The sequence below is a fragment of the Brevundimonas sp. BR2-1 genome (genome assembly GCF_037626195.1).
In the GTDB taxonomy this organism is placed as follows: domain Bacteria; phylum Pseudomonadota; class Alphaproteobacteria; order Caulobacterales; family Caulobacteraceae; genus Brevundimonas.
Genome location: NZ_JARKMV010000001.1, coordinates 557,837 through 583,321, shown reverse-complemented (window position 1 = coordinate 583,321; position 25,485 = coordinate 557,837). Strand labels below are relative to the sequence as shown.

General features: G+C 67.3%; 28 protein-coding genes. 15 read left to right on the top strand and 13 right to left on the bottom strand.

The genetic code is table 11. From position 1 onward, the window contains the following. Positions 1–100: 100 nt before the first annotated feature. From BrevBR_RS02935 to BrevBR_RS02910, 6 genes are all read right to left on the bottom strand, one after another. Positions 101–478, bottom strand: a complete 378-nt coding sequence (locus BrevBR_RS02935; protein WP_332639049.1) for a hypothetical protein — start codon at positions 476–478, stop codon at positions 101–103. 159 nt (positions 479–637) lie between these two features. Next, entirely contained in the window at positions 638–1,222 is a 585-nt protein-coding gene (gene rplI / locus BrevBR_RS02930; RefSeq protein ID WP_332639047.1) for a 50S ribosomal protein L9, read from the bottom strand. 1 nt (position 1,223) lies between these two features. Next, entirely contained in the window at positions 1,224–1,499 is a 276-nt protein-coding gene (gene rpsR, locus BrevBR_RS02925; protein ID WP_055828934.1) for a 30S ribosomal protein S18, read from the bottom strand. 12 nt (positions 1,500–1,511) lie between these two features. Then, positions 1,512–1,901, bottom strand: a complete 390-nt coding sequence (gene rpsF, locus BrevBR_RS02920; RefSeq protein WP_056615127.1) for a 30S ribosomal protein S6 — start codon at positions 1,899–1,901, stop codon at positions 1,512–1,514. Between the two features lie 192 nt (positions 1,902–2,093). Continuing rightward, on the bottom strand, positions 2,094–3,089 hold the full coding sequence (locus BrevBR_RS02915) for a sensor domain-containing diguanylate cyclase (protein ID WP_339999874.1): 996 nt from the start codon (positions 3,087–3,089) through the stop codon (positions 2,094–2,096). Positions 3,090–3,231: 142 nt separating this feature from the next. Further along, positions 3,232–4,653, bottom strand: coding sequence for a D-alanyl-D-alanine carboxypeptidase family protein (locus BrevBR_RS02910; protein WP_332639042.1), 1,422 nt, complete (start codon positions 4,651–4,653; stop codon positions 3,232–3,234). Between the two features lie 292 nt (positions 4,654–4,945). On the opposite strand from BrevBR_RS02910, the gene BrevBR_RS02905 reads away from it, so the two are divergent. After that, positions 4,946–5,452 (top strand): phasin family protein, encoded by a 507-nt coding sequence (locus BrevBR_RS02905; RefSeq protein ID WP_332639040.1) that lies wholly within the window; start codon positions 4,946–4,948, stop codon positions 5,450–5,452. Positions 5,453–5,518: 66 nt separating this feature from the next. Here BrevBR_RS02905 and BrevBR_RS02900 read toward each other — a convergent pair whose 3' ends face one another. Continuing rightward, positions 5,519–6,013, bottom strand: coding sequence for a nuclear transport factor 2 family protein (locus BrevBR_RS02900; protein ID WP_339999873.1), 495 nt, complete (start codon positions 6,011–6,013; stop codon positions 5,519–5,521). 961 nt (positions 6,014–6,974) lie between these two features. On the opposite strand from BrevBR_RS02900, the gene clpS reads away from it, so the two are divergent. Next, positions 6,975–7,310 carry an ATP-dependent Clp protease adapter ClpS gene (clpS, locus tag BrevBR_RS02895; protein ID WP_055832546.1) on the top strand — a complete coding sequence of 112 codons (336 nt, stop codon included), beginning with the start codon at positions 6,975–6,977 and terminating at the stop codon, positions 7,308–7,310. Between the two features lie 12 nt (positions 7,311–7,322). Beyond that, the gene (clpA, locus tag BrevBR_RS02890; protein ID WP_332640959.1) at positions 7,323–9,635 is read left to right on the top strand and encodes an ATP-dependent Clp protease ATP-binding subunit ClpA; all 2,313 of its coding nucleotides are present in this window, start codon (positions 7,323–7,325) and stop codon (positions 9,633–9,635) included. Positions 9,636–9,692: 57 nt separating this feature from the next. Here the strand turns inward: clpA and BrevBR_RS02885 are convergent, their stop codons facing one another. Beyond that, positions 9,693–9,998, bottom strand: a complete 306-nt coding sequence (locus BrevBR_RS02885; protein ID WP_339999872.1) for a CsbD family protein — start codon at positions 9,996–9,998, stop codon at positions 9,693–9,695. A 157-nt stretch (positions 9,999–10,155) separates the two neighbouring features. On the opposite strand from BrevBR_RS02885, the gene BrevBR_RS02880 reads away from it, so the two are divergent. Continuing rightward, entirely contained in the window at positions 10,156–11,010 is an 855-nt protein-coding gene (locus tag BrevBR_RS02880) for a hypothetical protein (RefSeq protein WP_339999871.1), read from the top strand. Beyond that, positions 11,007–11,588, top strand: coding sequence for a DUF4287 domain-containing protein (locus BrevBR_RS02875; protein ID WP_339999870.1), 582 nt, complete (start codon positions 11,007–11,009; stop codon positions 11,586–11,588). The genes BrevBR_RS02880 and BrevBR_RS02875 overlap by 4 nt, the downstream gene beginning before the upstream one ends. 4 nt (positions 11,589–11,592) lie before the next feature. Here BrevBR_RS02875 and BrevBR_RS02870 read toward each other — a convergent pair whose 3' ends face one another. After that, positions 11,593–13,245: a sensor histidine kinase gene (locus BrevBR_RS02870; protein ID WP_339999869.1), complete on the bottom strand. Its 1,653-nt coding sequence runs from the start codon at positions 13,243–13,245 to the stop codon at positions 11,593–11,595. 130 nt (positions 13,246–13,375) lie between these two features. Between BrevBR_RS02870 and BrevBR_RS02865 the strand changes: the two genes are divergently transcribed. The 4 genes from BrevBR_RS02865 (at position 13,376) to BrevBR_RS02850 (ending at position 16,594) form a co-directional block, all read left to right on the top strand. Continuing rightward, positions 13,376–14,068, top strand: coding sequence for a TorF family putative porin (locus tag BrevBR_RS02865; protein ID WP_339999868.1), 693 nt, complete (start codon positions 13,376–13,378; stop codon positions 14,066–14,068). Positions 14,069–14,274: 206 nt separating this feature from the next. After that, positions 14,275–14,853: a DUF2239 family protein gene (locus tag BrevBR_RS02860; RefSeq protein WP_339999867.1), complete on the top strand. Its 579-nt coding sequence runs from the start codon at positions 14,275–14,277 to the stop codon at positions 14,851–14,853. Positions 14,854–14,927: 74 nt separating this feature from the next. Beyond that, a complete protein-coding gene (locus BrevBR_RS02855; RefSeq protein ID WP_339999866.1) occupies positions 14,928–15,563 on the top strand; it encodes a hypothetical protein in 636 nt (211 codons plus the stop codon). Continuing rightward, a complete protein-coding gene (locus tag BrevBR_RS02850) occupies positions 15,563–16,594 on the top strand; it encodes a phosphoadenosine phosphosulfate reductase domain-containing protein (protein ID WP_339999865.1) in 1,032 nt (343 codons plus the stop codon). The genes BrevBR_RS02855 and BrevBR_RS02850 overlap by 1 nt, the downstream gene beginning before the upstream one ends. Here BrevBR_RS02850 and cobS read toward each other — a convergent pair. Further along, positions 16,591–17,595: a cobaltochelatase subunit CobS gene (gene cobS / locus BrevBR_RS02845; RefSeq protein ID WP_339999864.1), complete on the bottom strand. Its 1,005-nt coding sequence runs from the start codon at positions 17,593–17,595 to the stop codon at positions 16,591–16,593. The two genes, BrevBR_RS02850 and cobS, sit on opposite strands and share 4 nt — an antisense overlap. 123 nt (positions 17,596–17,718) lie before the next feature. Here cobS and BrevBR_RS02840 point away from each other — a divergent pair, with 123 nt between their 5' ends. The 4 genes from BrevBR_RS02840 to BrevBR_RS02825 are packed head-to-tail and all read left to right on the top strand — an operon-like array spanning position 17,719 to position 21,440. Beyond that, positions 17,719–18,345, top strand: a complete 627-nt coding sequence (locus tag BrevBR_RS02840) for a TetR/AcrR family transcriptional regulator (RefSeq protein WP_339999863.1) — start codon at positions 17,719–17,721, stop codon at positions 18,343–18,345. Beyond that, positions 18,342–19,331, top strand: coding sequence for an HlyD family secretion protein (locus BrevBR_RS02835; RefSeq protein ID WP_339999862.1), 990 nt, complete (start codon positions 18,342–18,344; stop codon positions 19,329–19,331). The genes BrevBR_RS02840 and BrevBR_RS02835 overlap by 4 nt, the downstream gene beginning before the upstream one ends. After that, on the top strand, positions 19,328–20,311 hold the full coding sequence (locus BrevBR_RS02830; RefSeq protein ID WP_339999861.1) for an ABC transporter ATP-binding protein: 984 nt from the start codon (positions 19,328–19,330) through the stop codon (positions 20,309–20,311). The genes BrevBR_RS02835 and BrevBR_RS02830 overlap by 4 nt, the downstream gene beginning before the upstream one ends. A 1-nt stretch (position 20,312) precedes the next feature. Continuing rightward, entirely contained in the window at positions 20,313–21,440 is a 1,128-nt protein-coding gene (locus BrevBR_RS02825; RefSeq protein WP_332640947.1) for an ABC transporter permease, read from the top strand. On the opposite strand, the gene BrevBR_RS02820 is transcribed toward BrevBR_RS02825, so the two are convergent. Genes BrevBR_RS02820 through BrevBR_RS02810 form a run of 3 tightly spaced genes read right to left on the bottom strand, consistent with a single transcriptional unit; the run spans position 21,437 to position 23,165 of the window. Then, complete coding sequence (locus tag BrevBR_RS02820; protein WP_332640946.1) at positions 21,437–21,955, bottom strand: hypothetical protein; 519 nt, start codon at positions 21,953–21,955, stop codon at positions 21,437–21,439. The genes BrevBR_RS02825 and BrevBR_RS02820 overlap by 4 nt on opposite strands. 56 nt (positions 21,956–22,011) lie before the next feature. Beyond that, positions 22,012–22,440, bottom strand: a complete 429-nt coding sequence (locus BrevBR_RS02815) for an organic hydroperoxide resistance protein (protein ID WP_339999860.1) — start codon at positions 22,438–22,440, stop codon at positions 22,012–22,014. Between the two features lie 53 nt (positions 22,441–22,493). Beyond that, complete coding sequence (locus BrevBR_RS02810; protein ID WP_332640943.1) at positions 22,494–23,165, bottom strand: J domain-containing protein; 672 nt, start codon at positions 23,163–23,165, stop codon at positions 22,494–22,496. A gap of 45 nt (positions 23,166–23,210) precedes the next feature. Between BrevBR_RS02810 and BrevBR_RS02805 the strand changes: the two genes are divergently transcribed. Further along, positions 23,211–23,525, top strand: a complete 315-nt coding sequence (locus BrevBR_RS02805; protein ID WP_339999859.1) for a BolA family protein — start codon at positions 23,211–23,213, stop codon at positions 23,523–23,525. Between the two features lie 93 nt (positions 23,526–23,618). Then, positions 23,619–25,433 (top strand): ATP-binding protein, encoded by a 1,815-nt coding sequence (locus BrevBR_RS02800; RefSeq protein WP_332640941.1) that lies wholly within the window; start codon positions 23,619–23,621, stop codon positions 25,431–25,433. Positions 25,434–25,485: the final 52 nt, after the last annotated feature.

Below are 25,485 nucleotides of genomic sequence, written 5' to 3'. Positions count from 1 at the left end.
ATGCGCGCGGGCTACGACACGTTTGGACGTAGCCTTCGACGGGGACAGATTCCAGCCGCTGTGGACGACGGCGAATTCCGTAACCGGATCAGTTAACGGCTCAGGCTCCGCACGGATATCGCGAGGCCATCCAGCTTCGGATGCCGTCGGTGACGGTCATGCGCTGGCGGCGCGCCTCCGGAATGCCGTTCAGAAACGTCAGCATCTGGCGGACGTTCAGATTGATCTGCGTGGGCGGACAGGCGGGCGGCGTCCGGCCCGCCGTGCGCGCGGCCTCGATCTCATTGCCGACCGTACGGAATGCGCGTTCGGCCTCGCCCTTCAGGCGGTGGGCGTCGGGGCGCAGCATGGCCGTCGGATTGAGCGGAATCCGGTTGGCGCGGGTGACGAAGGTGTCGAGCGTCATGGCCGGCTGGGCCAGGGCGGATCCGGCGGCCATGGTCAGCGCGAGGCCGGCGATCAGGATGATACGTGTCATGATAACCCCTCCGGGACCGCCAGATTGCGGCAATTCATGGCGAAACAACGACGTTCTGCGCCCGTGAAAAAGGGCGCGCCCCGCAGGACGCGCCCTCATTCAGATCAGCGATCCGCCCGGCTCAAGCAGCGCCGGCGCGGTAGCCACGGCAGGAAAGCTTCAGGCTTCCGAACCCAGGCCTTCCTGCTGGCCGGCGCCGCCGGCGACCATGTCCTTGGCCTGTTCGAGGGCCGCTTCGCGGTCCTCGTCATAGGCGGCCTTGATCACGTCCTCGCCCTTGGCCTGACGCTCGGCTTCATCGGCCGAACGCGCGACGTTGATCTTGACGGTGGCCGAGACCTCGGCGTGCAGGCGGACCAGCACTTCGTGGACGCCCAGCGTCTTGATCGGGATGTTGAGCACGACCTGCGAGCGCTCGACCTTGCCGCCTTCGGCCTGGACGGCCTCGGCGACGTCGCGGCCGGCGACCGATCCGTACAGCTGACCCGTTTCACCGGCCTGCCGGATCATGACGTAGGTCTGACCGTCGATCTTGTCGGCGATCGTCTGCGCGTCGGCCTTGTTCTTCTCGTTGCGGGCCTCGATGGCGGCGCGGTCGAGTTCGAAGGCCTTCAGGTTCGCCGACGTGGCCCGACGGGCCTTGTCGCGCGGCAGAAGGAAGTTACGGGCGAAGCCGTCCTTGACGGACACGACGTCGCCGATGGCGCCGAGATTCTCGACGCGTTCAAGCAGAACGACCTTCATCTTACTTCACCACATAGGGCAGGAGGGCCAGATAGCGGGCGCGCTTGATGGCCTTGGCCAGTTCGCGTTGCTTGATCTGGGAAACGGCCGTGATGCGCGAAGGGACGATCTTGCCGCGTTCGCTGATGTAGCGTTGCAGCAGCTTGACGTCCTTGTAGTCGATCTTCGGCGCTTGCGGGCCCGTGAACGGGCACACCTTGCGGCGGCGATAGAAGGGGCGGCGGGCCGGGCCGGAGCCGGCCGGCGCGCCCGGCGACGGGGCGGTGGTGTCGGTCATGTTCCGGTTCCCTTAGAAGGTTGCTTCGGCGGCGGCGTCGTCACGCGGCGTACGCTCGCGTTCACGTTCGCGCTCGCGCTCGCGGCGGGCCAGCAGCGGCGACAGTTCCAGGTCGAGTTCCTCGACGCGGACGGTCAGCCAGCGAAGGACGTCCTCGTTGATCGACAGCTGACGTTCCACCTCGGCCATGGCGGCGGGCGGGCAGTCGACGGCGAGCAGCGAATAGTGCGCCTTGCGGTTCTTTTTGACCCGGTAGGTCAGGTTGCGCAGACCCCAGTACTCGATCTTGGCGACGGTGCCGCCGCCGGCTTCGATCAAGCCCTTGATGGTGTCGTTCAGCGCTTCGGCCTGTTGCGCGCTGATATCCTGGCGCGACATGACCGTGTGCTCATAAAGAGCCATGCGGTATTCTCCCTTGTAGGACGTCGGCGCGAGGGGACCGGGTAAGTCCTCTCCCACGATGGATCCCGATGCGGCGGCCGGGATGACTTCCCGAACCCTTTGGAGTTCCGCGACCGGGACCGAAGTCCTGGAAAGGCGGCGCGTATAGGGGAAAAGGGCCCGGCGGGCAAGGCGGTTGCGGGCGGCGGGCGGTCAGGCCGCATGCGCCCCCCGCTTCGGCGGCAGCAGGGTCACCGTCTCGACCCGGTTGCGGCCCTTGTGCTTGGACCGGTACAGGGCGCCGTCCGCGCCGATCAGGAGCCCCGCGGGCATGGCGATGGTCAGGCCAACCGAGCCGGTCGCCGTGGCGGCGCCCAGGCTGGCTGTCAGGACGCCGCAGGCGCTGTCGGCGTGGGCGAGGCCCAGATCCAGAATGGCCAGACGCAGCGCGTCCGCGACCTTCGCGGCGCCCGAGGCCGGGGTGCCCGGCAGGATGACGGCGATCTCCTCGCCGCCGTAGCGCGCCGCCAGATCGCCAGGGCGGCGCACCACCTCCTGGACCGCGAGGGCCACGTCGCGAAGACAGGCGTCGCCCGCATGATGTCCATAGCGATCGTTGAACGCCTTGAAGTGATCGACATCCAGCAGGATCAGCGACAACTCCGTGTCGTTGCGCACGGCGCGGGCCCACTCCCGCTCGAGGGCCTCGTCGAACGCCCGGCGGTTGGCCAGACCGGTCAGACCGTCCGTCGTGGCCTCGAACTCCAGCCGGCGCTGTAGCGCCTGCCGCTCGGATACGTCGCGCATTACCAGAATGACCTCGACCAGGGCCCCCGTCTGCGGATCCCGCAGGGCCCGCGAGCTCGTCTCGACCCACGCCATGTCCCCGTCCGGCTTGAGCGTCCGCAGGACCAGGGGTTTGACGTCCTCGCCCTGGACCATGCGCTCGGCCGCAGCGGCGATGACGGGCCGGTCTTCCTCAAGGACGATGGACGAGGGCCGCTGGCCGATCATCTCGTCCGGCGGACGGCCCAGCACCGCCGTCGACGACGGCGAGCAGTAGCGGATCACAAAATCGGGGCCCAGCCGGCACAGGACGTCGCGGCTGTTCTCGACCAGGAGCTTCAGATCGGCGTCGGACGCCTTGTCGGCGCCTGCGGCGCCGCCGAACAGGCGGGCGAAAAGTCGACGGACGTACGACGGAGCCATTGCCGTCTCCACACCATCCCCCGGACCCGGAAGGGTGCGCCCGCCTGCTTAAGGGACGGCTTACGGCTATGGTGAATGGACGTCAGCCAGGATGGCGCGACAGCCGGTCGACAGTCCCCCCCATACGGGGGTCCGCCCCGGCCTAACCCTGGGGACGGACGACCATGCAGGTGACGCGGCGCTCGGCCAGGGCGGCGCAGGCGGCCTGGGCAGCCTGTTCGCTCATTCCGGTGAAGCGCGAGCGGTACCAGCCTTCGGCGTTCTGGACCGAGCGTTCGGCGGCGGTGAACTGGGTGCGGAAGCGGCGGTTGACCTCGGTCAGCCAGTTGCTGGCCACCGTTTCATCGCGGAATGCGCCGACCTGGACCGACCAGGCGCCGGCGGGCGTCCGGGCGGGCGGCCGGGCGGCGGGCCGGGCAGGGGGCGGCGCGGCGCGTGCGGGGGCGGAACCGCCGTTGAGCGCGGCGGTCAGGTCGCCCGTGGTGCGGACCTCGGCGCGCTGGATCGCAGCGGGCGGGCGGGCCTCCGACGGTGCGGGCGTGACCTGCAGAGGCTGGGGCTGGGCTGCGACCACGGCGGTATAGGCCACGCCCTCGCCGCCGACGTCGGGCCCGTCCTCATTGGCGGCCGACGCGTATTCGACGCCGCCCGGAAGCTCCTGGCCGATGCCGAAGCCGCGCTGTTCGAAGAAGGTCTGGGCGATCTGGATGGTCTCGCCTCGCGCGCGGGCGCGTTCGACGTCGAAGCCCGTGTCCATCAGGGCGGCGACATGGGCGTTGCGGCTGGCCGTCGAACGGCCGCCCAGCACGATGGTGATCAGGCGCTTGCCGTCCCGCACCGACGAGGCGGCCAGATTGTAGCCCGAGGCGTTGGTGTAGCCCGTCTTCATCCCGTCATAGCCGGCGCCGCCGCGCAGCAGGCCGTTGGTGTTGCGGTATTCACGGCCGTTGTAGGCCCAGTCGTGCAAGCCGAAATAGCGGTAGTACTGCGGATAATCGCGCATCACGGCGCGGGCCAGGACGGCCAGGTCGCGGGCCGTGGTAATCTGGCGGCTGTCGGGCAGGCCGTTGGCGTTGACGTACTGTGTCTGGGTCATGCCCAGCTCGCGCGCCTTCGCCGTCATGCGGGCGGCGAAGCGGGATTCCGAGCCGCCGACATGTTCCGCGATGGCCACGGCCATGTCGTTGGCGCTGCGCACCGCGGTCGCGCGCATGGCGTTGTCGAGACTGATCGTCTCACCAGCGCCGAGGCCCAGTTTGGATGGCGGCTGGCTGGCGGCGTGGGACGAAACGGTCAGGACGTCGTCCAGCTTCACCTTGCCCTCGCTGAGCGCCTCGAAGGTCAGATACAGCGTCATCACCTTGGTGATGGAGGCCGGGTAACGGCGATTGTCGGCATAGCGCGAGAACAGCACCTCGCCCGACTCGGCGTCGACGACGATGGCGGCGTAGCGCGCATTGTCCGAGGACTGGGCGACCAGGGGGGCGGTCGTCGGCGTCATGGCCAGGGCGGCCACCAGCAGCAACGACAACCATCCGCGGCGGATCAGGACGGAGAGCGACAAAGGCAGGCCTCACAAGACATTAGCGCGACGGCGGCCCCACCACGCGACGCTGACGAAAGGCTAACATGCGTCATCGGGGTTTCGTGAGGGTAAACAAGCCGTCAACGGATTTGTGAAGCGGCTTCGCCTGTCAGGCGCTGCAACGCTGATATGAAGTTATTGTGCAGCGCACAAAATCTCCTTGACCTTTCTTCGCACTTGCACCATATAGCCGACTGTCGCGATGGACGGGTTCCGTCGCGCAAACAATCAGGCGGTCCCCCGGCCGCGAAAAACGTTTCAGGAGATCATCATGGCTGACGCCACCGTCGAAACCGTCAAGAAGACCGTTGAAACCGCCGCCAACACCGTCAAGGCTTCGGCCGAGAAGGCCCAGGCCACGTTCCAGGCCAACGCCGAACAGGCCCAGGCCGCCGGCGCCAAGGCCTTCCGCGAAGTCGCCGACAAGTCGGCCGCGGGCATCAGCGAGCTGAACGCCCAGGGCAAGCAGAACCTCGAAGCGCTGGTGGCCTCGGCCGCCGCCGCCCAGAAGGGCGTCGAGACCCTGTCGGCGCAAGGCGTCGCCTTCACGAAGAAGTCCTGGGAAGACGGCGTCGCCGCCGCCCAGTCGATGTCGCAGGCCCGCTCGATCCAGGAGCTGCTCGAGCTGCAGACGACCTGGGCCAAGTCGGCGAGCGAAGCCTGGCTGGCTGAAGTCACCAAGGCGACGGACGTCGTGACCGCCTCGGTCAAGGACAGTTTCAAGCCGATCAACGAGCGCGTCACCGCCTCGGTCGAAAAGTTCCAGGCCGCCCGCTAAGCCTGAGAGTTCAGTAGGCGTACCGAAGAGCCCCCGGCGGAAACGCCGGGGGCTTTTTGCTGTGCGCTATTCGGCGGCCGGGCCGTGGTCGTAGCTGAACACCCGCGCCAGCTTCCAGCGGCCGTCTTCCAGCTTCCACATCTGGCTGAACCGGGCGCGTCCGGCGAGCGCCTCCGGGCCGTCGGCATGGCTCTCGTAGAACAGGTGCTCGCCCGTCTCGACGGCCCCGTAGTTGTTGATCGGATATATGCCCACGGTTTCCTGCACCAGTTCGCGGCGCGTCCGCCAGCCGCCGGGCGCGCGGCGCGCCTCGCACCGTGTCGCGTACTGGGCGACGAAGCCAGCGCCGTCCGTGGCGACGCGTCCGCCGCGGTCGTCGAAGAATTCGAAGTCGTCCGTCACCATCGTGGCCAGGTTCGCCGGATCGCAGCCCTCGAAAAACAGCTCGAAAAAGGCGGCGTCGGCGGCGGACACGGCCTCGGTCAGCGCCGCGCCCTGCGGAATCTGCACCGGCGGCGTCTGGAGCAGGGCGGCGAGGGCGAACGCGAGGGGCAGGGTCATGGGAAACTCCGCCGGAAAGCGCCCGGCCAAGGGCCATTATCACCGTCGCGCGGGCTCAGGTCCCGTGAATTCCCGGTCATCCTTGAGCCCTCCCGTCTCCTCCCGGTCGCCGAAGGCGATGGGAGGGGGGCGGGATATCGTGGCGTGGCTGCTGTCGCCCGCGCCGCGCCCGCCTGCCTGTCGTCATACCGGGGGCGCGCGAGAGCGCGGAGCTGTCGGGAGCGCGGCTGCGTCCGGCATCGCCTTCGGCGCCGCCGGGTCCCGGCCTTCGCCGGGATGACGACAGGCAGGGTGCGGATATAGTCGCATTGGCGGAAAAACATCCCGCCTTTCCAGCCACTTCTGCTTTTGAGACCTCCGTCTCCTGCGCACCCCCTCCCGGCGCCCGCATAATGGCTGCATCCCGTCGCGGGGGAGGGCGTCTGGCGCCAGGGCCAATCACGTGCGGCGGGGTGCGATCGAGCGGGAAACGTCGTCCCGGAATCGTCGCCCGGACCCTTGCGCGGCTCATACCTGCGGCTTGTGGAATAACGGGGGCGTGGGGGCGGCGGACTGCCCGGGGTGTCGAAACCCCGGGGCCCGGGAGGCCTGGAAGCCTTCCGCCCGTCGCGAGCGTACGACGGACAGGGATGAATGCGGCGAAAAGGCCGGGGTGGGAAAGTCCCGAAAGCCCCGCAGGCCGCCTTGATGAAGCCCGCCCCCGTCGGCTTGCGTGAACCGGTCGCGCGGAGCGAAGGCGGCGACGCCGAAAACATATCCCGGTCCCCGCAACGCGAAAGCAGGGGGCCATCATTCGGTTCCGGGCGAAGCCGCCCGCGCTCCGCCTCCTCCCCGCACTTTCCGGCGGCAACACTGAAAAGCGCTTCAGCCTGCGCCAGAACATAAAGCTGTGACTGGACGCATCTTCAATTCAGGCCATCATTCCCTATCTGATCCGTCTTCTCCCCAAACTGGACCACGAATGCCGCCGTCACGCAGGCCAGGTGAACAGAACGATGGAGGCCTCGGCGCCGCCACGGTCACCGAGACCAAGCCGAAACTTCAGAAGCCCTCGCTGTACCGGGTGCTGATCCTGAACGACGACTACACGCCGATGGAATTCGTCGTCTATGTGCTGGAGCGGTTCTTCCAGAAGGACCGCGAGGCCGCGACTCGCATCATGCTGCATGTGCATCAGCATGGGGTCGGGGTCTGCGGCGTCTTCACCTACGAGGTGGCCGAAACAAAGGTCGCACAGGTGATCGAGACCGCCCGCCGCCACCAGCACCCCCTGCAATGCACGATGGAAAAAGACTGAGAGGATCTGTCCATGCCCTCGTTTTCTCGTCCTCTCGAAGAGACCCTGCACCGCGCGGTGCACTACGCCAACGAGCGCCGGCATGAGTACGCCACGCTCGAGCACCTGCTGCTGGCCCTGATCGACGACCCCGACGCGGCCAATGTCATGACCGCCTGCAACGTCGACCTGACCAATCTGAAGGCGGCGCTGACCCTGTATGTCGACACCGACCTGGCGGCGCTCGCCACCAGCGACGGTGAGGACGCCAAACCCACCGCGGGCTTCCAGCGCGTGATCCAGCGCGCGGTGATTCACGTCCAGAGCTCGGGCCGCGAGGAGGTCACCGGCGCGAACGTGCTGGTCGCCATCTTCAGCGAGCGCGAAAGCCACGCCGCCTACTTCCTGCAGGAGCAGGACATGACGCGCTATGACGCGGTCAACTACATCGCCCACGGCATCGCCAAGAAGGCGGGCGGTTCCGGCGAGACGCGTCCGGCCAAGACCGGCTCTTCCCCCGAGGACGCCGACGACGCGGCCGCCGCCAAGACGGGCGGAGAAGCGCTGGAAGCCTATTGCGTCGACCTCAATGAGAAGTCGCGCAACGGCAGGATCGATCCCCTGATCGGTCGTCTCGGGGAGGTCGAGCGGGCGATCCAGATCCTGTGCCGCCGCACCAAGAACAACCCCCTGCTGGTCGGCGACCCCGGCGTCGGCAAGACCGCCATCGCCGAGGGCCTGGCCCGCAAGATCGTCAACCACGAGGTCCCGGAGGTGCTGGAAGGTGCCACCATCTACAGCCTCGACATGGGGGCGTTGCTGGCTGGCACCCGCTACCGCGGCGACTTCGAGGAGCGGCTGAAACAGGTCGTCAAGGAGCTGGAGACGCACGACAACGCCATCCTGTTCATCGACGAGATCCACACGGTGATCGGCGCCGGCGCGACGAGCGGCGGGGCCATGGACGCCTCCAACCTGCTCAAGCCGGCGCTGGCCTCGGGCAGCCTGCGCTGCATGGGCTCGACCACCTACAAGGAATATCGCCAGCATTTCGAGAAGGACCGGGCCCTGGCCCGCCGCTTCCAGAAGATCGACGTCAACGAGCCGACGGTCGAGGACACGATCAAGATCCTGAAGGGGCTGAAGACCTCCTACGAGGGCCACCACAAGGTCCGCTACACCGACGCGGCGCTGCGCACGGCGGTCGAGCTGTCGGCTCGCTACATGACCGACCGCAAACTGCCCGACAAGGCCATCGACGTCATCGACGAGGCGGGCGCCAGCCAGATGCTGCTGCCTGAGTCGAAGCGAAAGAAGGTCATCGGCCAGAAGGAGGTCGAGGTCGTCATCGCCCGCATGGCCCGCATTCCGGCCAAGTCGGTGTCCAAGTCCGACACCGAGGGCCTGCGCCAGCTCGAGACCGACCTGAACCGGGTGGTGTTCGGCCAGTCTTCGGCGATCGAACAGGTTTCGGCGGCGATGAAGCTGGCCCGCGCCGGCCTGCGCGATCCTCAGAAGCCCATCGGCGCCTTCCTGTTCAGCGGCCCGACGGGCGTGGGCAAGACCGAGGTGGCCAAACAGCTGGCCTCGACTCTCGGCATCGAGATGCTGCGCTTCGACATGTCGGAATATATGGAGCGGCACACCGTCAGCCGTCTGATCGGCGCGCCTCCGGGCTATGTCGGCCATGACCAGGGGGGCTTGCTCACCGACGCCGTCGACCAGCATCCGCACGCCGTGGTCCTGCTGGACGAGATCGAGAAGGCCCACCCGGACGTCTACAACATCCTGCTGCAGGTGATGGACAACGGCATGCTGACCGACGCGGTCGGCAAGAAGGTCGACTTCAGGAACACCATCCTGATCATGACCACCAACGCCGGGGCCGCCGACAACGCCCGCGCCTCCATCGGCTTCGGCCGGGGCAAGGTCGAGGGCGAGGACGAGAAGGCTATCCAGCGCCTGTTCGCGCCGGAGTTCCGCAACCGCCTCGACGCCATCGTCGCCTTCAAGGCGCTGGACGCCGAGACCATCAAGTCGGTGGTGACCAAATTCATCATCCAGCTGGAAGCCCAGCTGGCGGACCGGAACATCACCATCGAACTGACCGACGAGGCGGCCGACTGGCTGGCCAAGAACGGCTTCGACGAACTGTACGGCGCGCGGCCTCTGGCCCGGGTCATCCAGGAGCACATCAAGAAGCCGCTGGCCGACGACATCCTGTTCGGACGCCTGACCCGCGGCGGCCATGTGAAGGTGACCCTGACCGACGGCAAGATCGCCTTCGACATCGCCGGCCCCAACGCCGCCCAGGTCAAGGCGGTCGAGGCCCAGGCCGCCGACTGACACGAAGAAGGCCCGGACGTCGCCGCCCGGGCCTTTTTTGTTTGTCTGCCAGCGGAGTTAGCGGCGGCGGCCGACGCCGCCCAGCAGGATGGCCAGGCCGGCGACGATACCGGTGGTCAGCAGCGGCTTGCGGCGGGCGAAGTCCAGACCCTTGCGGGCGCTCTCGTGATACTGGGCCGGGGCCTTCTCGACCAGGCCGTCCAGCCCGTCGATGACGCGGCCATAGGCGTCCCGGGCCTTGCCCTTGTACTCGTTGAACTTGCCCTCGAACTGAAGCTTGCTGTCGCCGGTCATCCGGCCGAGGCCGGACTGGGCCTCGCCGGTCAGGGTGTCTGCGGCGCCTTCGATGCGTTGGTCGGTCATGGGGTAATCCTTGCTGCAAATGGGCGGGGAGGCCTGCACCGGTAGTGCATGTCGGGGGCGGCGGTTCCTGCGGCAAGGCGTCCCGCGGCCAATCTTTTGCGGGCTTGACGCGTCGGGCGGACGGGAGACGATGCGAAGACTGTCCGGAGGCCTGCCCATGACGAAGATCCTGCTCCAGACCACCATCCCGCCCGTCGAGGACGATTGGCACATCGGCCGCTTCAGCCGGCTGGCCGCCCACCTCGCTTCCCTGCCGGGCGTCGAGGTCACGGCCCGCGACCGCGCCGTCCCGGGCGGTGAGACCGATCCTGTGCTGGGCGGCCTGGCCGACAGCGACTTCGACCAGCTCTGGCTGTTCGCGGTCGACGTCGGCGACGGGCTCAACGGCGACGAATGCGCCGCCATCGGGGCCTTTCGGGCGCGTGGCGGCGGGCTGATGATCACCCGCGACCACATGGACCTCGGCTCGTCGGTCTGCACCCTGGGCGGGGTGGGGGACGCCCACTTCTTTCACAGCCGGAACCCCGATCCGGATCCTGGGCGCAACACCCGCGACGACACCGGCACGCCCGACATCGACTTCCCCAACTATCATTCCGGCGCCAACGGCGACTGGCAGGCGATCCGGCCCGTGGGCGAGGTCCACCCCCTGCTGAGGGACGCGGACGGCGGCGTTCTGAACCGGCTGCCGGCCCATCCGCACGAGGGCGGGATCGGCGTCCCGGCGTCCGAGCCCGACGCCCGGGTCGTGGCCAGCGGGACCAGCAGGGCGACGGGCCGGCCCTTCAACATCGCCGTGGCCTTCGCGGGCCAGCCGGACAAACCGGGCCGGGGCGTGGCCCAGAGCACCTTCCACCATTTCGCCGACTACAACTGGGACCCGCGCGACGGCTGCCCCAGCTTCGTCACCGAGGCCCCGGGCGACGCCATCATCCGCGATCCCGAGGCGATGCGGCAGACGAAACAGTATGTCGCCAACCTCGCGGCCTGGCTGAGTGGAGAAACGGCATGAAGAGCGGCGCGGTGCTGACCGAACGGCAGCAGAAATGGTTCGCCACGGTGCAGGCCAATTTCGAGAAGGCCACGGGCAGGCCCGTTGCGGCCTGGGTCGAGATCATGAAGGCCTGCCCCGAGACGGCGCCCCGGGCCCAGGCGGCCTGGCTGAAAGCGAACCATGGCGTCGGTCAGAACCATGCCGCGCAGATACTGGACGCCTGCCGGCCCTCCGACGGCCCGGGCTGGGACGAGCCCGAGGCTCTGCGGCAGGCGCTGTGGAAGGACCCCGGCTCGCTGGCCATCCTGGAGGCGATCGAGCGCCTGGCCGGTGGAGCCGACGGGGTCATCTCGGGCCAGCGCAAGGGCTACACCTCCTTCTCGCGGGCGGTGCAGTTCGCGGCGACGCGGCCGCTGAAGGGCGGGCGCGCCCTGCTGGGGCTGAAGCTGGATCCAGCGGTATCGGTACGGCTGACCCCGGCGTTGCGCAGGGAAAGCTGGTCGGAGCGGCTGAACGCGGTGGTCGAACTGGACGGACCGGAGCAGGTGGACGCGGAGATCGCGCGGCTGTTCGCAATGGCGGCGGAGAACGGCTGAGGCCTCAGGCGGCCATACGATCGCTTTGATCCACGATCCCAGTCCGTTCGGCGGGCACTTCCAGGATGAAGGTCGAGCCGAGGCCGGGCGTACTCATGGCGCGGACGGTCCCGCCCATGGCCTCGACGAGACCCCGCGCCAGGGTCAGGCCGACGCCGGCGCCCTGCCCGGTCCGGGTCGAGGAATCGTCGAGCTGGACGAATTTGCCGAACAGATCGGGCAGACGTTCCGGGGCGATGCCGATCCCCGTGTCGACGACGCGGAACTCAAGGCCTTGGGCGATGACATGCGCCTCGAGACGGATCGAACCCTCGGGGGTGTGACGGATTGCATTCTCCAGCAAATGGCCGAGGGCCTGCCGGACATAGACGCCGTCCAGCCGCCACAGCCCGTCCACGGCGCTGTCGACAAGGGTCTCCACCGTCAGCCCGATCCGTTTGGCCGAGCCCCGGTACTCGGTCCCGAGCGCCTCGATCAGGGAGGCGACATCCACCGCGGACGGTTCGGGCATCAGTTCGCCCTTCTCCAGCCGGGCCACGGTCAGGATCCGTTCGATCAAGGCCAGCAGGCTTTCCCCGGACTGTTTCAGCACGCCGAGCTGACTGCGCTGTTTCGCATCGAGGTTCCCGAAACCGAGCACATGGGCCATGCCGAGAACCCCGTTCAGCGGCGTGCGCAGCTCGTGGCTCATGACGGACAGGAACCGGCTCTTGGCGATATTGGCCGCCTCGGCGCGGTCGCGCGCCTCGGTCAGGTCGGCTTCGTTCTCTTCCAGGCGGCGGACGATGCGGCTGATGCGGAGGAAGAGGGCGACGACGGCGGCGGCCAGCAGAAGAATGACGGCCCCGATGACCGGCGCGGCGCCAAGGAGCACCGCCCGGCCGGGATCGGCGGGCGTCCACAGGACCTGACCCAGGGGCGCACCCTCCGGCCCGTTCAGGACGATCCCGCCGCGGTCGCCCCGGGCGGCGTCCGCATCCGCCAGCGCGGGGGCCTGAAGGGCCAGATCCTTCTCAAGCGAGGCCAGCAGCACGGAAACCGGCTTGGCGGACACGATGATCGGGTCGGTGGACAGGCGGGGCGTGGACATGTCTTCCGGCACGACCGTACCGAGGCCGACCAGATAGATGTCGGCGCCGGCGCGGACGATGGCCGTGCGGTTGACCGAGGCCTCGAAGGCCGCCCTGGGCCGGTCGCGTTTGGCGTCGGACTCGCGCCGCACCTGGGCCACCAGCGGCGTAACCGCGTCGATAAAGGCCTGTTCGCGGGCCAGCGCCACCGGTTCGCTGTCCCGCGAGGCGAGGATCAGGTCGCCGTGCCGGTCGTACACCAGGGTCACGGCGTGACCCATGAAGTCGGCGTAGTAGTCGCCGAAATTGATCTGCAGCCATTCGAGGTCCGGTTCGCCGGACAGGGTGATGACCGAGTCGTTCCAGATGGCCGAGGAATTGATGTTCTCGGTCAGGTCCTCGAGCATGCGCGCGACGCGGACCTCGGCCAACTGCTGCTCGCGGGCGGTCTGGACCCGGTCGACGCTGGCGGCGGCATAGGCCATCAGGCCGACCGCGCCGGCGATCACGATGGCGAGCGCCGCCAGGGTGATGGTGACGATCCGTTGGAGATCCTTGCGCTCTGAGGTTGCAACCTTCCCTGACATGAAGCGAGGCTGCGCCGCCGTCTGATAAAGTCCGGTGACGGAAGAAGGTTATTCTCTCGTTCACCACCTTCGCATTCGGGCGGTTAAGCCGCCGGTCCCAGGATGGACTCCGAAATGGGGAGTTCTTCCAATGCGATACGTCGTTCGAGCGGCCCTCGCTGTGGGTCTGAGCCTGTTCGGCGCGCCCGCCCTGGCGCAGTCGGCGGAGAATGCATGGACCCTCGAGGCGACGGCGGGCGTCGTGTCCGACTATCGCTGGCGTGGAACGTCCCTGTCGGGCGGCGATCCCGCCGTGCAGGCGGGGGCGACCGTGAGTCACGCGAGCGGATTCTACGTCGACGCGTATGCGTCCTCGATCGAGGAATACGGCCTGGGCGCGGATGGCGACGGGGCGGAGGTCGAGATCACCCTGACCGGAGGCTGGGCCGGGACGCTGGCGGGGTTCGACGTCGACGCCGCGGTGGCGGCCTACCAGTACCCGGACGGCTCGGACGTGGCCTATGTCGAGATCCCGGTTCAGGCCGGACGCACGGTCGGGCCCTGGACCTGGACGCTGGGCGCGGCCTTCGCCCCGGCGCAGTCGGCCCTCGGCGATGAGGACAACCGTTATGTCTGGGCCGGGGCGGCGCTGGCGCCGGAGGCCTGGCCGGTGGCGTTCGAGGCCACGGTGGGCCGGGAGGAGGGCGCCTGGGCGCCCGACGGCAAGACCGACTGGTCGCTGGGCGCGCGGGCGCCGCTCGGACCCGTGGAGATCGGCCTCGCCTGGGTCGACAGCGACGTGGACGAGGGCGCGGCCGTCGCGAGTCTGTTCGCCAGCTTCTGATATTTTACCCGGGTCATATTGACTGTTGGAGTTTGATCCGGGTAAAACCCGGTTCGATGCAGAACGGCGGTGAAAAACACCGTCCGGATGGTCCGGATAGTCCGGATCGCATCGACCCATCGCCTCCTCCTGCGCCTCCCCAGGCGACAGGATAGGGCGCCCCCACGTCAGAAGCGGTCGCAGGCGCGGCCGGTCCGGAGCCCGCCATGTCCGCGTCCATCGATCTGCCCGTCGTCGTCTTTTCGGCCCATCGCCTGATCGCCCGCGGACCGTTGGGAGATGTGCTGGCCGACGTCCGGTCGGCGGCCGCGGCGGACCCGGGCCTGCTGGTGTTCGACGCCGCGACGGGGCGGGTGGTCGATCTGGACCTGCGCGGGACCCTGGACGAGGCGAAGGCCCGACTGACGCCCGCGCCCGAGGCGGAGAAGCGCGGGCCGGGCCGGCCGAAACTGGGCGTGACGGCGCGCGAGGTGACCCTGCTGCCCCGCCACTGGGACTGGCTGTCCGCACAGCCCGGCGGCGCCTCCGTGGCCCTGCGCAAACTGGTCGAGGGCGCGCTACGCGAGGCCGAAGGGCCGGACCGGGCGCGCAAGGCGAAGGAGGCGACCTACCGCTTCATGACTGCCATCGCCGGGGACCTGCCGAACTATGAGGAGGCGACCCGCATGCTGTTCGCCGGCGACTGGACGGCGTTCGATGCGGCGGTGGAGGGGTGGCCGGAAGGGGTGCGGGAGACGGCGCGAGCGATGGCGGCGGGGGCTTGGCGGAATGGGGCGAGAACATGACGGCGGTAAACGACCGTTTTTGACGTATGCTTGATGCGAGGTGACGTGAGCGATCACGGATTCGGAGCAGCGCGTTGGAACAGACGACCCTGAAGCTGGTTCGGCTTTTGGCCCCGGGCTTCCTCTTGATGCTCTTGATCGAACCCTTAGTCGGGCGCTTGCCAACCGCCCTTACGGCCGACAACTTTCCGATCGAATTTGTGAAATTTCCGACCTATGTCGTTGTGTTTGTTTTTGTATATGCGGCGTTTGGTCTGAGGCGATTAAGCAATGGGTTGTTTGCTCGGCAGATCGACCAAAACATAAAAGATCGATTGTGGGAGATCGGGCGTCCATCGCAGAATCCATCACCCGATTGGACGTCAGGCAAGGCGATGCAGGTGTTTTACGGCTTCGTCGACTCTGACGAGTCCCTAAAACTGAAGGCTAGCAATATTCGGTTCAACGGCGCATTGTGGACCACAGCGGCAGATGGAAGGGCTGTAGCCCTCATTGTTCTATTAATTAGTTTAGCATATGGCGTTCTTATTGGATTTTACGAAGACATACTGGTCGCGATCGCGATAAACGGTATAGTTTTTGTATCATCGTTTTTTGTCTCTCTGCATCTGACAAATTACCATAAGAAATTGGGTGGAGAGCAAATCACGTACATACAGATGAATCTTAGAGATAAACTCTCTGAGAAGCTCACAGTAGCTGGTTTCTAGTGCAAGCCGTACTGGAGGCGTCTGGCCGGATCCAGAAAGAAGTTGTGGCCGGACGACGTTGGGTAGTTGCTTACAGCGGTGGAAAGGATTCTTCTCTCGTACTGAAAATGTTCTGGAGCTTGTCGCTGCGGGGGAAGCTCAGTGGCGCACAGTGGGAGGTCATCTACTGTGACACAGGTTCGGAAAATCCGATCGCCAATCGAACTGCGCGCCGTACGCTTGAGCGGCTTAAGCTTGAGGCCGCTCAATTTGGGTTGCCGGTCACGGTTTCAATACTTGAACCAGATCCGAGCAGGAAACTGTTGGTCAGGATCGCGGGGCGCGGTTACCCACCGCCGAACAATTTCTTCAGATGGTGTACGAAGGACATTCGCATTCGTCCTGTCGAGGAACACCTTCGGGAGCGCGCGCAGCCTACCGATGTAGTGGTCCTAGGTGTGCGCCGGGGCGAAAGTGCTCAGCGTGACCGAGTCTTTAGCGCTGGCGAAGACCGCTTCTGGAGCAAGCAGACCGAAGGCACTTCCGACCTAACTCTCTTTCTGCCGATTCTTGACCTTTCGGTCGAAGATGTTTGGGACGGGCTGTTCTGGATTGCTGAACCATCCGCCGTAGATGGACCCGAGCTATGGTCCCTCTACGAGAAGGCTAGCGGGGAGTGCCCGGTAATAAAATCACCGATTGATCCGCCTTGCGGCGGAGGGCGCTTCGGCTGTTGGCTCTGTACGGTGGTTCGGAAGGACAAATCGGCCGAGAATCTGATCAGCAATGGTCATGCCGAACTCCAGCCCTTGATGGATTTTCGGGCGTGGCTGTTGGACATCCGCAATGAGACCAGTCACCGATGCACTGTGCGGCGGAACGGTCGCGCGGCTCTTGGGCCATTCCGCCTCAGTGCCCGGAAAGAGATTCTTGAGCGCCTATTGGATGCCGAGCGCCTTTCAGGATTCGAGTTGGTAACCGGTCGCGACCATCTAGAAATCTCCCGGGAGTGGGATGCAGATCTCTGCTCCTCCACCTACCGGGAGGACTAACCCACCTTCACCCGCGTCGCCGCCTCGGGCAGGTCCTCCCCGAACGCCCGCTGGTAGAACTCCGCGATCGTCGGCCGTTCCAGCTCGTCGCATTTGTTCAGGAACGTCAGCCGGAAGGCCAGGCCCACGTCCCCCGCGAAGATGATCGCGTTCTGGGCCCAGGTGATGACCGTCCGCGGGCTCATGACCGTCGAGATGTCGCCGTTCATGAAGGCGTTTCTCGTCATGTCGGCGACGCGGACCATGGCCGCGATGCGGCGCTGGCCCTCGGCGTTGTTCCACTCAGGCACCTTGGCCGCCACGATCCCGGCCTCGACGTCGTGGTCGAGGTAGTTGAGCGTGGTGACGATGTTCCAGCGGTCCATCTGACCCTGATTGATCTGCTGGGTGCCGTGGTACAGGCCCGAGGTGTCGCCCAGGCCGATGGTGTTGGTGGTCGAGAACAGCCGGAACCACTTGTTCGGGCGGATGACGCGGTTCTGGTCCAGCAGGGTCAGGCGCCCCTGCGCCTCCAGCACGCGCTGGATGACGAACATCACATCGGGGCGGCCGGCGTCGTATTCGTCGAAGACGAGGGCGATCGGGCGCTGGATGGCCCAGGGCAGCATGCCCTCGCGGAATTCGGTGATCTGTTTCCCGTCCTTGAGGACGATGGCGTCCTTGCCGACCAGATCGATGCGGCTGACGTGGCTGTCCAGGTTCACCCGCACCATCGGCCAGTTCAGGCGGGCGGCGACCTGTTCGATATGGGTCGACTTTCCGGTGCCGTGATAGCCCTGGACCATGACGCGGCGGTCGAAGGCGAAGCCGGCGCAGATGGCGAGCGTCGTTTGCGGGTCGAAGCGGTAGGCGTCGTCGATCTCGGGCACGTGGCTGTCGCGCTCGGTGAAGACCGGCACGGTCATGTCCGAGTCGACGCCGAAGATCTCGCGCACCGTGGCGCGGCGGTGCGGTTCCAGCGTCAGCAGGGGATCGGGAGTGGCTTCGAGCGGGGAGGTCATGCGCTTCCATAGAAAAGCGCGGGGGCGGGGTCCAGCGCCGGGTGAGCGCAGGGTGAAAGAACGCCGCTTTACAGGCGCGCTCGCCCAGCGTAATAACTGACCGGTCAGTTAGCAGGGTGCGCCATGCTGCCTCCGGGCGAACCGAAATTCCGCCGCCGACCCGCCGACCGTCCGGCCGAAATTCTCGCGGCCGCGCTGGAAGTGTTCGCAGAGCGCGGCTTCCAGGCAGCGCGCCTCGAGGAGGTGGCGAAACGGGCGGGCGTGTCGAAGGGCGCGCTGTATCTGTATTTCGAAACCAAGGCCGACCTGTTCCGCGCGGTCGTCACCGACGCCATCTCGCCCAATCTGGAGCGGGTGAAGATGATGGCCGCCGCCGCCGTGCCGTTCGAGCAGGCGGTGCGGATGGGCGTGGGCATGCTGGCCCGCACGGTGGTCACGGACCGCCGCATCACCGGCGTGGTCAAACTGGTCATCGCCGAGAGCCGCAACCATCCCGAATTGGCGACCATCTGGCACGAGACAGTGGTCCAGCCCGGCATCACGCTGATGAGCGGCCTGATCGCGGCGGCGCAGGCGAGGGGAGAGGTGCGTCCGGGTGATCCGCGTCTGTTCGCCTTCGGGATCATGGGGCCGATGGTCCTGTCGATGGTCTGGCGCGAGACGTTCGAGCCGGTCGGGGCCGAACCGGTCGATGTGGCGAAGCTGGCCGACCAGCATCTGGATACGGTCCTGAGGGGGATGAGGCTATGACGCGTCCGAAGCTGAGCCTGCGGCCCGTACTGGCGCTGGGCGCGATTGTGGTCGTCGGCGCGCTGGTCTGGCTGTTGTTCCTGCGCGGGAGCGAGGCCCGGACCCTGACCGGTTATATCGAGGGCGAGAGGGTCTATCTGGCGGCGCCGGTCTCGGGGTCTGTCGCGGCCCTCTATGTGCGCGAGGGCCAGCGGGTGGCCGCGGGCGGGCGCACCTTCCTGATCGATCCCGGCATCCAGCGGGCCCAGGCCGAGGGCGCGGCCGCCGCCGTCGGCGCCGCCGAGGCGCGGGCCGAGGACCTGAGAAAGGGTCAGCGCGCCGAGGAGCTGTCGGTGTTCGACGCCGAACTTCAGGCGGCGCTGGCGGCCGAACGCGTCGCGGAGGCCGATTATTCCCGCATCGAGCCGCTGGTGCGGCGGGGAATCTACGCCCCGGCCCGGCTGGATCAGGTGCGGGCGGCGCGCGACGCGGCGCGGGCCCAGACGGCGGCGGTGCGCCGGCGCCGCGAGGTGGCGACGCTGGGCGCGCGTCAGGACGCCATCGCCGCCGCGGAACAGCAGGCGGCCCAGGCCGAGGGCGGGCTGAACGAGGCCAACGTGCGGCTGGGGCAACTGGCCCCGACGGCGCCGGGCGCGGCCCGGGTGGAGGAAATCTTCTATCGCCCCGGCGAATGGGCGGCGGCCAACGCTCCGATCCTGGCCCTGTTGCCGGACCGGGAGGTCAAGCTGGTCTTCTTCGTGCCCGAGGCCGAGATGGCGCGGTACCGGCCGGGCCGCACCGTGAGCTTCGCCTGCGACGGCTGCGCGGCGCGCGGCACGGCGAGGATCACCTGGGTCAGCGCCCGGCCCGAGTTCACCCCGCCGGTGCTGTACAACAAGGGCAGCCGCGACCGGCTGGTCTATCGCGTCGAGGCCCTGCCGGCGAACGCGGCGACGCTGAACCCGGGCCTGCCGGTGGATGTGACGCCGCTGGAGACGGAGGAATGAGCGACGCCACGCCGCGTCGGGCCGAGAAGGCGGACCCTTCTGACCGCGGCGCAGACGAAAAAGTCATCGACGTGCGGGGCCTGAACAAGTCGTTCGGGTCGCTGCATGCGGTGAAGGATTTCGGCATCACGGTGAACCGGGGACGCATCTGCGGTTTCCTGGGCCCCAACGGCGCGGGCAAGACCACGACGCTGCGGATGCTGTGCGGCCTGCTGACGCCTGACAGCGGCGAGGGGACGGTGCTCGGCTACGACGTGATGAAACAGTCGCGGCTGATCAAGCGGCGCGTCGGCTATATGACGCAGAAATTCTCGCTCTACGAAGACCTGTCGATCGAGCAGAACCTGACCTTCACGGCGCGGGTGCACGAGCTGGACCGGCGTCGGGAACGGGTCGAGGCGGCGCTGGAGCGGCTGGGCCTGATCGCGCGGCGTGCGCAGCTGGCCGGCAATCTGTCGGGCGGATGGAAGCAGCGGCTCGCCCTGGCGGCGGCGACCCTGCATTCGCCGGACCTGCTGCTGCTGGACGAGCCGACCGCGGGGGTGGATCCCGAGGCGCGCCGCACCTTCTGGGACGAGATCCATGCGCTGGCCGGCGAGGGCATGACGGTGCTGGTCTCGACCCACTACATGGACGAGGCCGAGCGCTGTCACGAGATCGCCTATATCGCCGGCGGCCGGACGCTGGCGCGCGGCACGGCGGACGAGGTGATCGCCGCGTCGGGTCTGATCACCTTCCACGCCGAGGGGCCGGGCGCCGATCGGCTGGCGGCCGAGCTGCGCGGCAAGCCGGGCGTGGAGATGGCGGCGCCGTTCGGGACGACGCTGCACGTGTCCGGCCGCGACCGCGCGGCGCTGGAGGCGGCGATCAACCCCTGGCGCAAGCCGCCGCTGGACTGGTCCGAAACGCGGCCGACGCTGGAGGACGTCTTCATCCAGTTGATCCATGACATCGAGGCGGAAAAGGCGAGGGCGGCCTGAGATGATCTCCCTGACCCGCACCTGGGCCGTGATGGCCAAGGAGTTCGTGCAGCTGACGCGCGACCGGCTGACCTATGCGATGATCCTGCTGCTGCCGATCGTGCAGCTGCTGCTGTTCGGCTATGCGATCAACGACGATCCGCGCAACCTGCCGACGGCGGTGCTGGTTCAGGACCATGGCGCCTTCTCGCGCTCGATCCTGACCGCGATGGACAACAGCGGCTATTTCGAGATCACGCTGCAGGCCAGAAGCCAGGCCGAGCTGGACCGGGCCATGGAGCGGGGCGACATCCAGTTCGCGGTGATCATCCCGGCCGACTTCACGCGGCGGATCGTGCGCGGGGACCGGGCCCAGCTGCTGGTCGAAGCGGACGCGTCGGACCCCTCGGCGACCAGCGGGGCGGTGGCGGCCCTGGCCAGCCTGCCGACCCAGGCCTTGAGCCGCGAGTTGACCGGCCCGCTGGCGAACCGGGCGCCGGGGAGCCAGCCGTTCGAAGTGGTCGTGCACCGGCGCTACAATCCCGAGGCCATCACGGCCTACAACATCGTGCCGGGGCTGCTGGGCGTGATCCTGTCGATGACGCTGGTGATGATGACCTCCCTGGGCATGGCCCGCGAGCGCGAGCGGGGCACGATGGAGAGCCTGCTGGCCACGCCGGTGCGGCCGCTGGAGGTCATGATCGGCAAGCTGACGCCCTATGTGGTGGTGGGCCTGCTGCAGGCGACGGTCATCCTGGTGATGGCGCGGCTGCTGTTCGACGTGCCGATGAGCGGCGGCTGGATCGCGCTGGGAGCGGGGCTGATGCTGTTCATCATCGGCTCGTTGTCGCTGGGCTTCCTGATCTCGACGGCGGCGAAGACGCAGCTGCAGGCCATGCAGATGAGCTTCTTCTACATGCTGCCGTCGATCCTGCTGTCGGGCTTCATGTTCCCGTTCCGGGGCATGCCGGAGTGGGCTCAGGCCATCGGAACGGCGATCCCCGTCACCCATTTCCTGCGGGTGGTGCGGGGATCGCTGCTCAAGGGGGTGGGGCTGGAGAACGCCGGCCCCAGCCTGTTCGCCCTGGCCCTGTTCGTGCTGGTGGTCGGAACGCTGGCGATGCTGCGCTACCGGACGACGCTGGACTAGGGTCTGCCGGGCACGTCGTTCCGGATACCGAGCAGGACCTCGACGGCCTTCTTGAATTCGACGATGCCTTCCGCGACGCCCAGCATCTTCGTCAGCGATTCCAGCGGACCGTCGATCGCTTCCAGCGTCGCCTTCACGGCCCAACGGTAAACCCACCATCTGCGCCGACTCCGCCCGTCCGCCACTCTCTCAAGCGCGCGGTTTCGAGCCGGACCGACAGCGTTGTTGGCGGCCTCGACCACCTGAAGCTTGAAATAGAGGGGTTCGCCCCGCAGCCCGAAGTCGTCCAGGCGGTCGGGCGACACCTCCATATTCTCGACGATGCCCATCAGGTCACGGAGGCGCGCCAGGGCTATTTCCAGAGCCTCAGGCGGCGGGCCTTGAAACGATCGGGGGAAAAGCAGCTCGCGGTCCTGCCAGATTTCCTTGAACAGGTCGTGGAGCAGGCGGAGCATCGCCGACAGGGCGCGGCGATGCTCGAACCCGTCCCGAGGACCAACTGAGTATTCCGCCATCCGATCCTCCCCCTTGAAGCGGTTGACGCAACCTTAGGAGGAGGCTGCGGGAGAATCTAGGCCGCGCTCAAGGCCACGTCGACGTTGCCACGGGTGGCGTTCGAATAGGGGCAGACCTGATGGGCCTTCTGGATCAGGTCGTCGATGACCGCCTGATCGAGGCCGTGGTCCGTGACCTTGATGGCGATGTCCAGGTTGAAGCCCTCGCCCCGGGTGTTCGGGCCGATGCCGACAGAGGTGTGGATCTTCGTGTCCGGGCCGACCGGCGTACCGGCCTTGCCGCTGACCAGCCGCAGCGCGCCCATGTAGCAGGCGGCGTAGCCGGTCGCGAACAGCTGTTCGGGATTGGTCCCCGCGCCGCCCTTGCCGCCCATTTCGGCCGGGAGGGACAGCAGGACGTCGATCTTGCCGTCGTCGGTGGCGGAGCGACCTTCGTCGCGGCCGCCTCCGGTCGAGACAGCGTGGGCGGTGTAGAGGACTTGCATCGAACGGCTCCTGTGCGGGGGAGCCCTATAGCTAGGCGCCCGGACACGGGACGCTAGGCCAGACCCGCCTTCTTCAGGGTCTTGTAGGCCTTGATGACGCTCTGCAGCTTGGCCTCCGCGCCACGGTCGCCCTGGTTCAGGTCCGGGTGGAAGCGCTTCAGCATCTCATGATAGCGCGCCTTGACCCCGGCCTTGTCGGTGCGGGCGTCGAGGTCGAGCGTCGCCAGGGCCGCCCGCTCCAGCTTGCCGAGACGCAGCGTGTCCTCTCCGGCGGGTCCGGTCTGTTCGCGGGTACGCCGGCCGAACAGGCCGAAGCTGTCCTGCCAGCTGCCGGCGCCTTTTGTGTTGGCCGTGCCCATCTTGGCGGCGAAGGCGGCGGCCTCGCGGCTGAATTTGCCCGCCTTCATCTCCCACGTCGGACGGCCGCCGGTCATGGCCTCGTTTTCCTTGGCCGCGCGAACCTCGCCGTCGCTCATGCCGGCGTAGAAATTCCAGCCCTTGTTGTACTCGCCCGCGTGGCGCTGGCAGAAATCATAGAAGTCGTTCAGCCGTTCGCGCGACTTGGGCGCGCGGGCCGTGGCGGCGGCGCGGCAGTCGGGCCACTGGCACGGCTTCTCGCCGGGCTTCAGATGCAGGACGTCGGCCTCCGCCGCCTCCTCTTCGGGGCGCGGCGGTTTGATCCGCATGTCCTTGAAGCGGGGCTTGTATTCAAACTCGGATGACATCGGTGCAAGTGTAAGGTCGAATTGGTCACCAACAAGGACACACCCATGCCGGAAGGCCCGATTGCGACGATTATCCGGGAAAAACTGACAGCGGGCCTGTCTCCCGAGCGGCTGGTGATCGAGGACGACAGCGCCCGGCACGCCGGCCATCACCATGAAGGCGGCATGGACGGCCAGCCGGGCGGCGAGAGCCACTTCAATCTGACCGTCGTCGCCGCAGCCTTCGAAGGGCAGGGACGGGTGCAGCGGCAGCGGGCGGTCAATGACCTTCTGCGCGCGGAACTGGCGGGGCCCGTTCACGCCCTGTCCATACGGGCGCTGACTCCTGCAGAGGCTGACGCGACCCTCCGGGATTCGTAAAAACGGCGATTTCGGAATCGATCAGCGTTCATCTCGTCTTAGAGACTTCCCCATAGCGTTCGGCCCGGACGTTAACGGGGGTGGGGCGCGCGCATGGTGGAATCCGACGGCATCGGCAAGTCGATCAGCGGCGAACCGGGCGCCGGCGAAGCCGCGCAGGCGCTTCGCGCGATTCTGCAGACGCAATATCTTCGCTATATGATCATCGGCACGTGGGCCCTCGGCCTGCTGGCCACCGTCGGCCTGAGCACCGCCGCCTTGTGGTTCGTGGGCACGGTCGCGGCCGGCGCCATCCGCGGCGCGGTCGAGAAACGCATCAGCGACCGGGTGGGCGCAGGCTGGGGTCTGGTGTTCCCCGCCGTGGCGACCGCAACCACAGCGGCCTGGGCCACAGCGCCCCTGCTGGCGTGGTTCTCCGGAGCGGAGTTCGGACATGCGCTGGCCATGGCCCTGCTGGTGTCGGGCTATGTGCTGGTGTTCGCGCAGCTGCGCAGTTCGCCGCGTCAGGCCATCGTCATTTCATCGCCCTACGGCATCGCCGGCCTGATCATCGCGATCAGCCTGTGGGGTACGCCGATCTTCTGGCCGTTCCTGGCCGTGGTGCCGTTCACCGGCGCCGGCCTTGTGGTGCTGGTCATGATGACCATGCTGCGGGAAGAGCGCATCCGCGCCTTCCAGGAGCATCAGGCGCATCTGATCGAGGAACTTGAAACCGCCCGTGACCGGGCAAACGCCGCCAACGACGCCAAGTCCAGCTTCCTGGGGGTCATCTCGCACGAGCTGCGCACGCCCATGAACGGCGTCCTCGGCGCCGCCCAACTCCTGGGCGCGACCTCCCTGGAGCCGACGCAGCGGGAATATCTGTCGATCATCCGCAACTCGGGCGACAATCTGCTGAGCCTGCTGAACGACATCCTGGACATGACCAAGATCGAAGCGGGCAAGATGACCTTCGAGGTCGTCGACGTGTCCGTCGACGACCTGCACAAACGGGTGACGGGACCGTTCCAGGCCCAGGCCGAGGCCAAGGGCCTGACCTTCTCGACCCGTTTCGAGGGCGAGATTCCCTCCGTGGTCCGCGGCGACCCGCTGCGGGTCTGCCAGGTCATTCACAACCTGCTGTCCAATGCGGTGAAATTCACCGATCGCGGCGACGTCAACTATGTCGTTCGCGGCGAACGCCTGGCCGACGACAGGGTCCGCTTCGATTTCGCCGTGACCGATTCCGGCGCCGGCATCTCGCCCGAGGATCTGGCGCGGCTGTTCCAGCCCTTCACCCAGGTCGACGGATCATCGACGCGCCGCTTCGGCGGCACGGGTCTGGGCCTGACCATCGCCCGCCGCATGGCCAACATCATGGGCGGCGACATCAGCGTGACCTCGAACGTGGGCGAAGGCTCGACCTTCACCTTCTCGGTCGAGTCCGAGGTGGTCGAATGGGGACGTCAGGAGGCCGTGGAACCCATCCATGCCGAAGTCGTCGACGGTCAGGCGCTGAACGTGCTGGTGGTCGAGGACCACCCGGTCAACCGCATGATCCTCGAAGCCTGGCTGGGTTCGGCCGGTCACGCCTCGGTCAGCGCCGAGAACGGCCAGATCGCCGTCGAAATGGCCCAGGACCAGACCTTCGACCTGATCATCATGGATGTGAACATGCCGGTGATGGACGGCCTGACAGCCACCCGCGCGATCCGGGCCGGCGAAGGCGCCAATCGCGAGACGCCGATCGTGGTGCTGTCCGCCTCTGCGCGCAGCGAGGATCACGCCGCGGGCCTGGACGCCGGCGCCGACGCCTATCTGAACAAGCCGATCGACTTCGCGGCGCTGGCCCACCTGATGACCCGTGTCGGCGGTGGGCGAGCGGGCGTCCGCAGCTTCATCGACAACACCCAGGCCGCCGCGGCCTGATCTCCGGTTCGTCGAAGAGACGACGCCCTGGAGGGAAACCTCCGGGGCGTTT

What these genes read in the sequence shown, in the direction of transcription:
- BrevBR_RS02885 (WP_339999872.1), bottom strand. Translation starts at nt 9,998, where the DNA reads ATGACCGACCAACGCATCGAAGGCGCCGCAGACACCCTGACCGGCGAG.
- BrevBR_RS02900 (WP_339999873.1), bottom strand. Translation starts at nt 6,013, where the DNA reads ATGACCCTGCCCCTCGCGTTCGCCCTCGCCGCCCTGCTCCAGACGCCG.
- BrevBR_RS02880 (WP_339999871.1), top strand. Translation starts at nt 10,156, where the DNA reads ATGACGAAGATCCTGCTCCAGACCACCATCCCGCCCGTCGAGGACGAT.
- clpS (WP_055832546.1), top strand. Translation starts at nt 6,975, where the DNA reads ATGCCGCCGTCACGCAGGCCAGGTGAACAGAACGATGGAGGCCTCGGC.
- BrevBR_RS02825 (WP_332640947.1), top strand. Translation starts at nt 20,313, where the DNA reads ATGATCTCCCTGACCCGCACCTGGGCCGTGATGGCCAAGGAGTTCGTG.
- BrevBR_RS02860 (WP_339999867.1), top strand. Translation starts at nt 14,275, where the DNA reads ATGTCCGCGTCCATCGATCTGCCCGTCGTCGTCTTTTCGGCCCATCGC.
- rpsR (WP_055828934.1), bottom strand. Translation starts at nt 1,499, where the DNA reads ATGACCGACACCACCGCCCCGTCGCCGGGCGCGCCGGCCGGCTCCGGC.
- BrevBR_RS02810 (WP_332640943.1), bottom strand. Translation starts at nt 23,165, where the DNA reads ATGTCATCCGAGTTTGAATACAAGCCCCGCTTCAAGGACATGCGGATC.
- BrevBR_RS02875 (WP_339999870.1), top strand. Translation starts at nt 11,007, where the DNA reads ATGAAGAGCGGCGCGGTGCTGACCGAACGGCAGCAGAAATGGTTCGCC.
- BrevBR_RS02805 (WP_339999859.1), top strand. Translation starts at nt 23,211, where the DNA reads ATGCCGGAAGGCCCGATTGCGACGATTATCCGGGAAAAACTGACAGCG.
- BrevBR_RS02870 (WP_339999869.1), bottom strand. Translation starts at nt 13,245, where the DNA reads ATGTCAGGGAAGGTTGCAACCTCAGAGCGCAAGGATCTCCAACGGATC.
- BrevBR_RS02905 (WP_332639040.1), top strand. Translation starts at nt 4,946, where the DNA reads ATGGCTGACGCCACCGTCGAAACCGTCAAGAAGACCGTTGAAACCGCC.
- rpsF (WP_056615127.1), bottom strand. Translation starts at nt 1,901, where the DNA reads ATGGCTCTTTATGAGCACACGGTCATGTCGCGCCAGGATATCAGCGCG.
- BrevBR_RS02830 (WP_339999861.1), top strand. Translation starts at nt 19,328, where the DNA reads ATGAGCGACGCCACGCCGCGTCGGGCCGAGAAGGCGGACCCTTCTGAC.
- clpA (WP_332640959.1), top strand. Translation starts at nt 7,323, where the DNA reads ATGCCCTCGTTTTCTCGTCCTCTCGAAGAGACCCTGCACCGCGCGGTG.
- rplI (WP_332639047.1), bottom strand. Translation starts at nt 1,222, where the DNA reads ATGAAGGTCGTTCTGCTTGAACGCGTCGAGAATCTCGGCGCCATCGGC.
- BrevBR_RS02800 (WP_332640941.1), top strand. Translation starts at nt 23,619, where the DNA reads ATGGTGGAATCCGACGGCATCGGCAAGTCGATCAGCGGCGAACCGGGC.
- BrevBR_RS02915 (WP_339999874.1), bottom strand. Translation starts at nt 3,089, where the DNA reads ATGGCTCCGTCGTACGTCCGTCGACTTTTCGCCCGCCTGTTCGGCGGC.
- BrevBR_RS02815 (WP_339999860.1), bottom strand. Translation starts at nt 22,440, where the DNA reads ATGCAAGTCCTCTACACCGCCCACGCTGTCTCGACCGGAGGCGGCCGC.
- BrevBR_RS02835 (WP_339999862.1), top strand. Translation starts at nt 18,342, where the DNA reads ATGACGCGTCCGAAGCTGAGCCTGCGGCCCGTACTGGCGCTGGGCGCG.
- BrevBR_RS02865 (WP_339999868.1), top strand. Translation starts at nt 13,376, where the DNA reads ATGCGATACGTCGTTCGAGCGGCCCTCGCTGTGGGTCTGAGCCTGTTC.
- cobS (WP_339999864.1), bottom strand. Translation starts at nt 17,595, where the DNA reads ATGACCTCCCCGCTCGAAGCCACTCCCGATCCCCTGCTGACGCTGGAA.
- BrevBR_RS02840 (WP_339999863.1), top strand. Translation starts at nt 17,719, where the DNA reads ATGCTGCCTCCGGGCGAACCGAAATTCCGCCGCCGACCCGCCGACCGT.
- BrevBR_RS02820 (WP_332640946.1), bottom strand. Translation starts at nt 21,955, where the DNA reads ATGGCGGAATACTCAGTTGGTCCTCGGGACGGGTTCGAGCATCGCCGC.
- BrevBR_RS02935 (WP_332639049.1), bottom strand. Translation starts at nt 478, where the DNA reads ATGACACGTATCATCCTGATCGCCGGCCTCGCGCTGACCATGGCCGCC.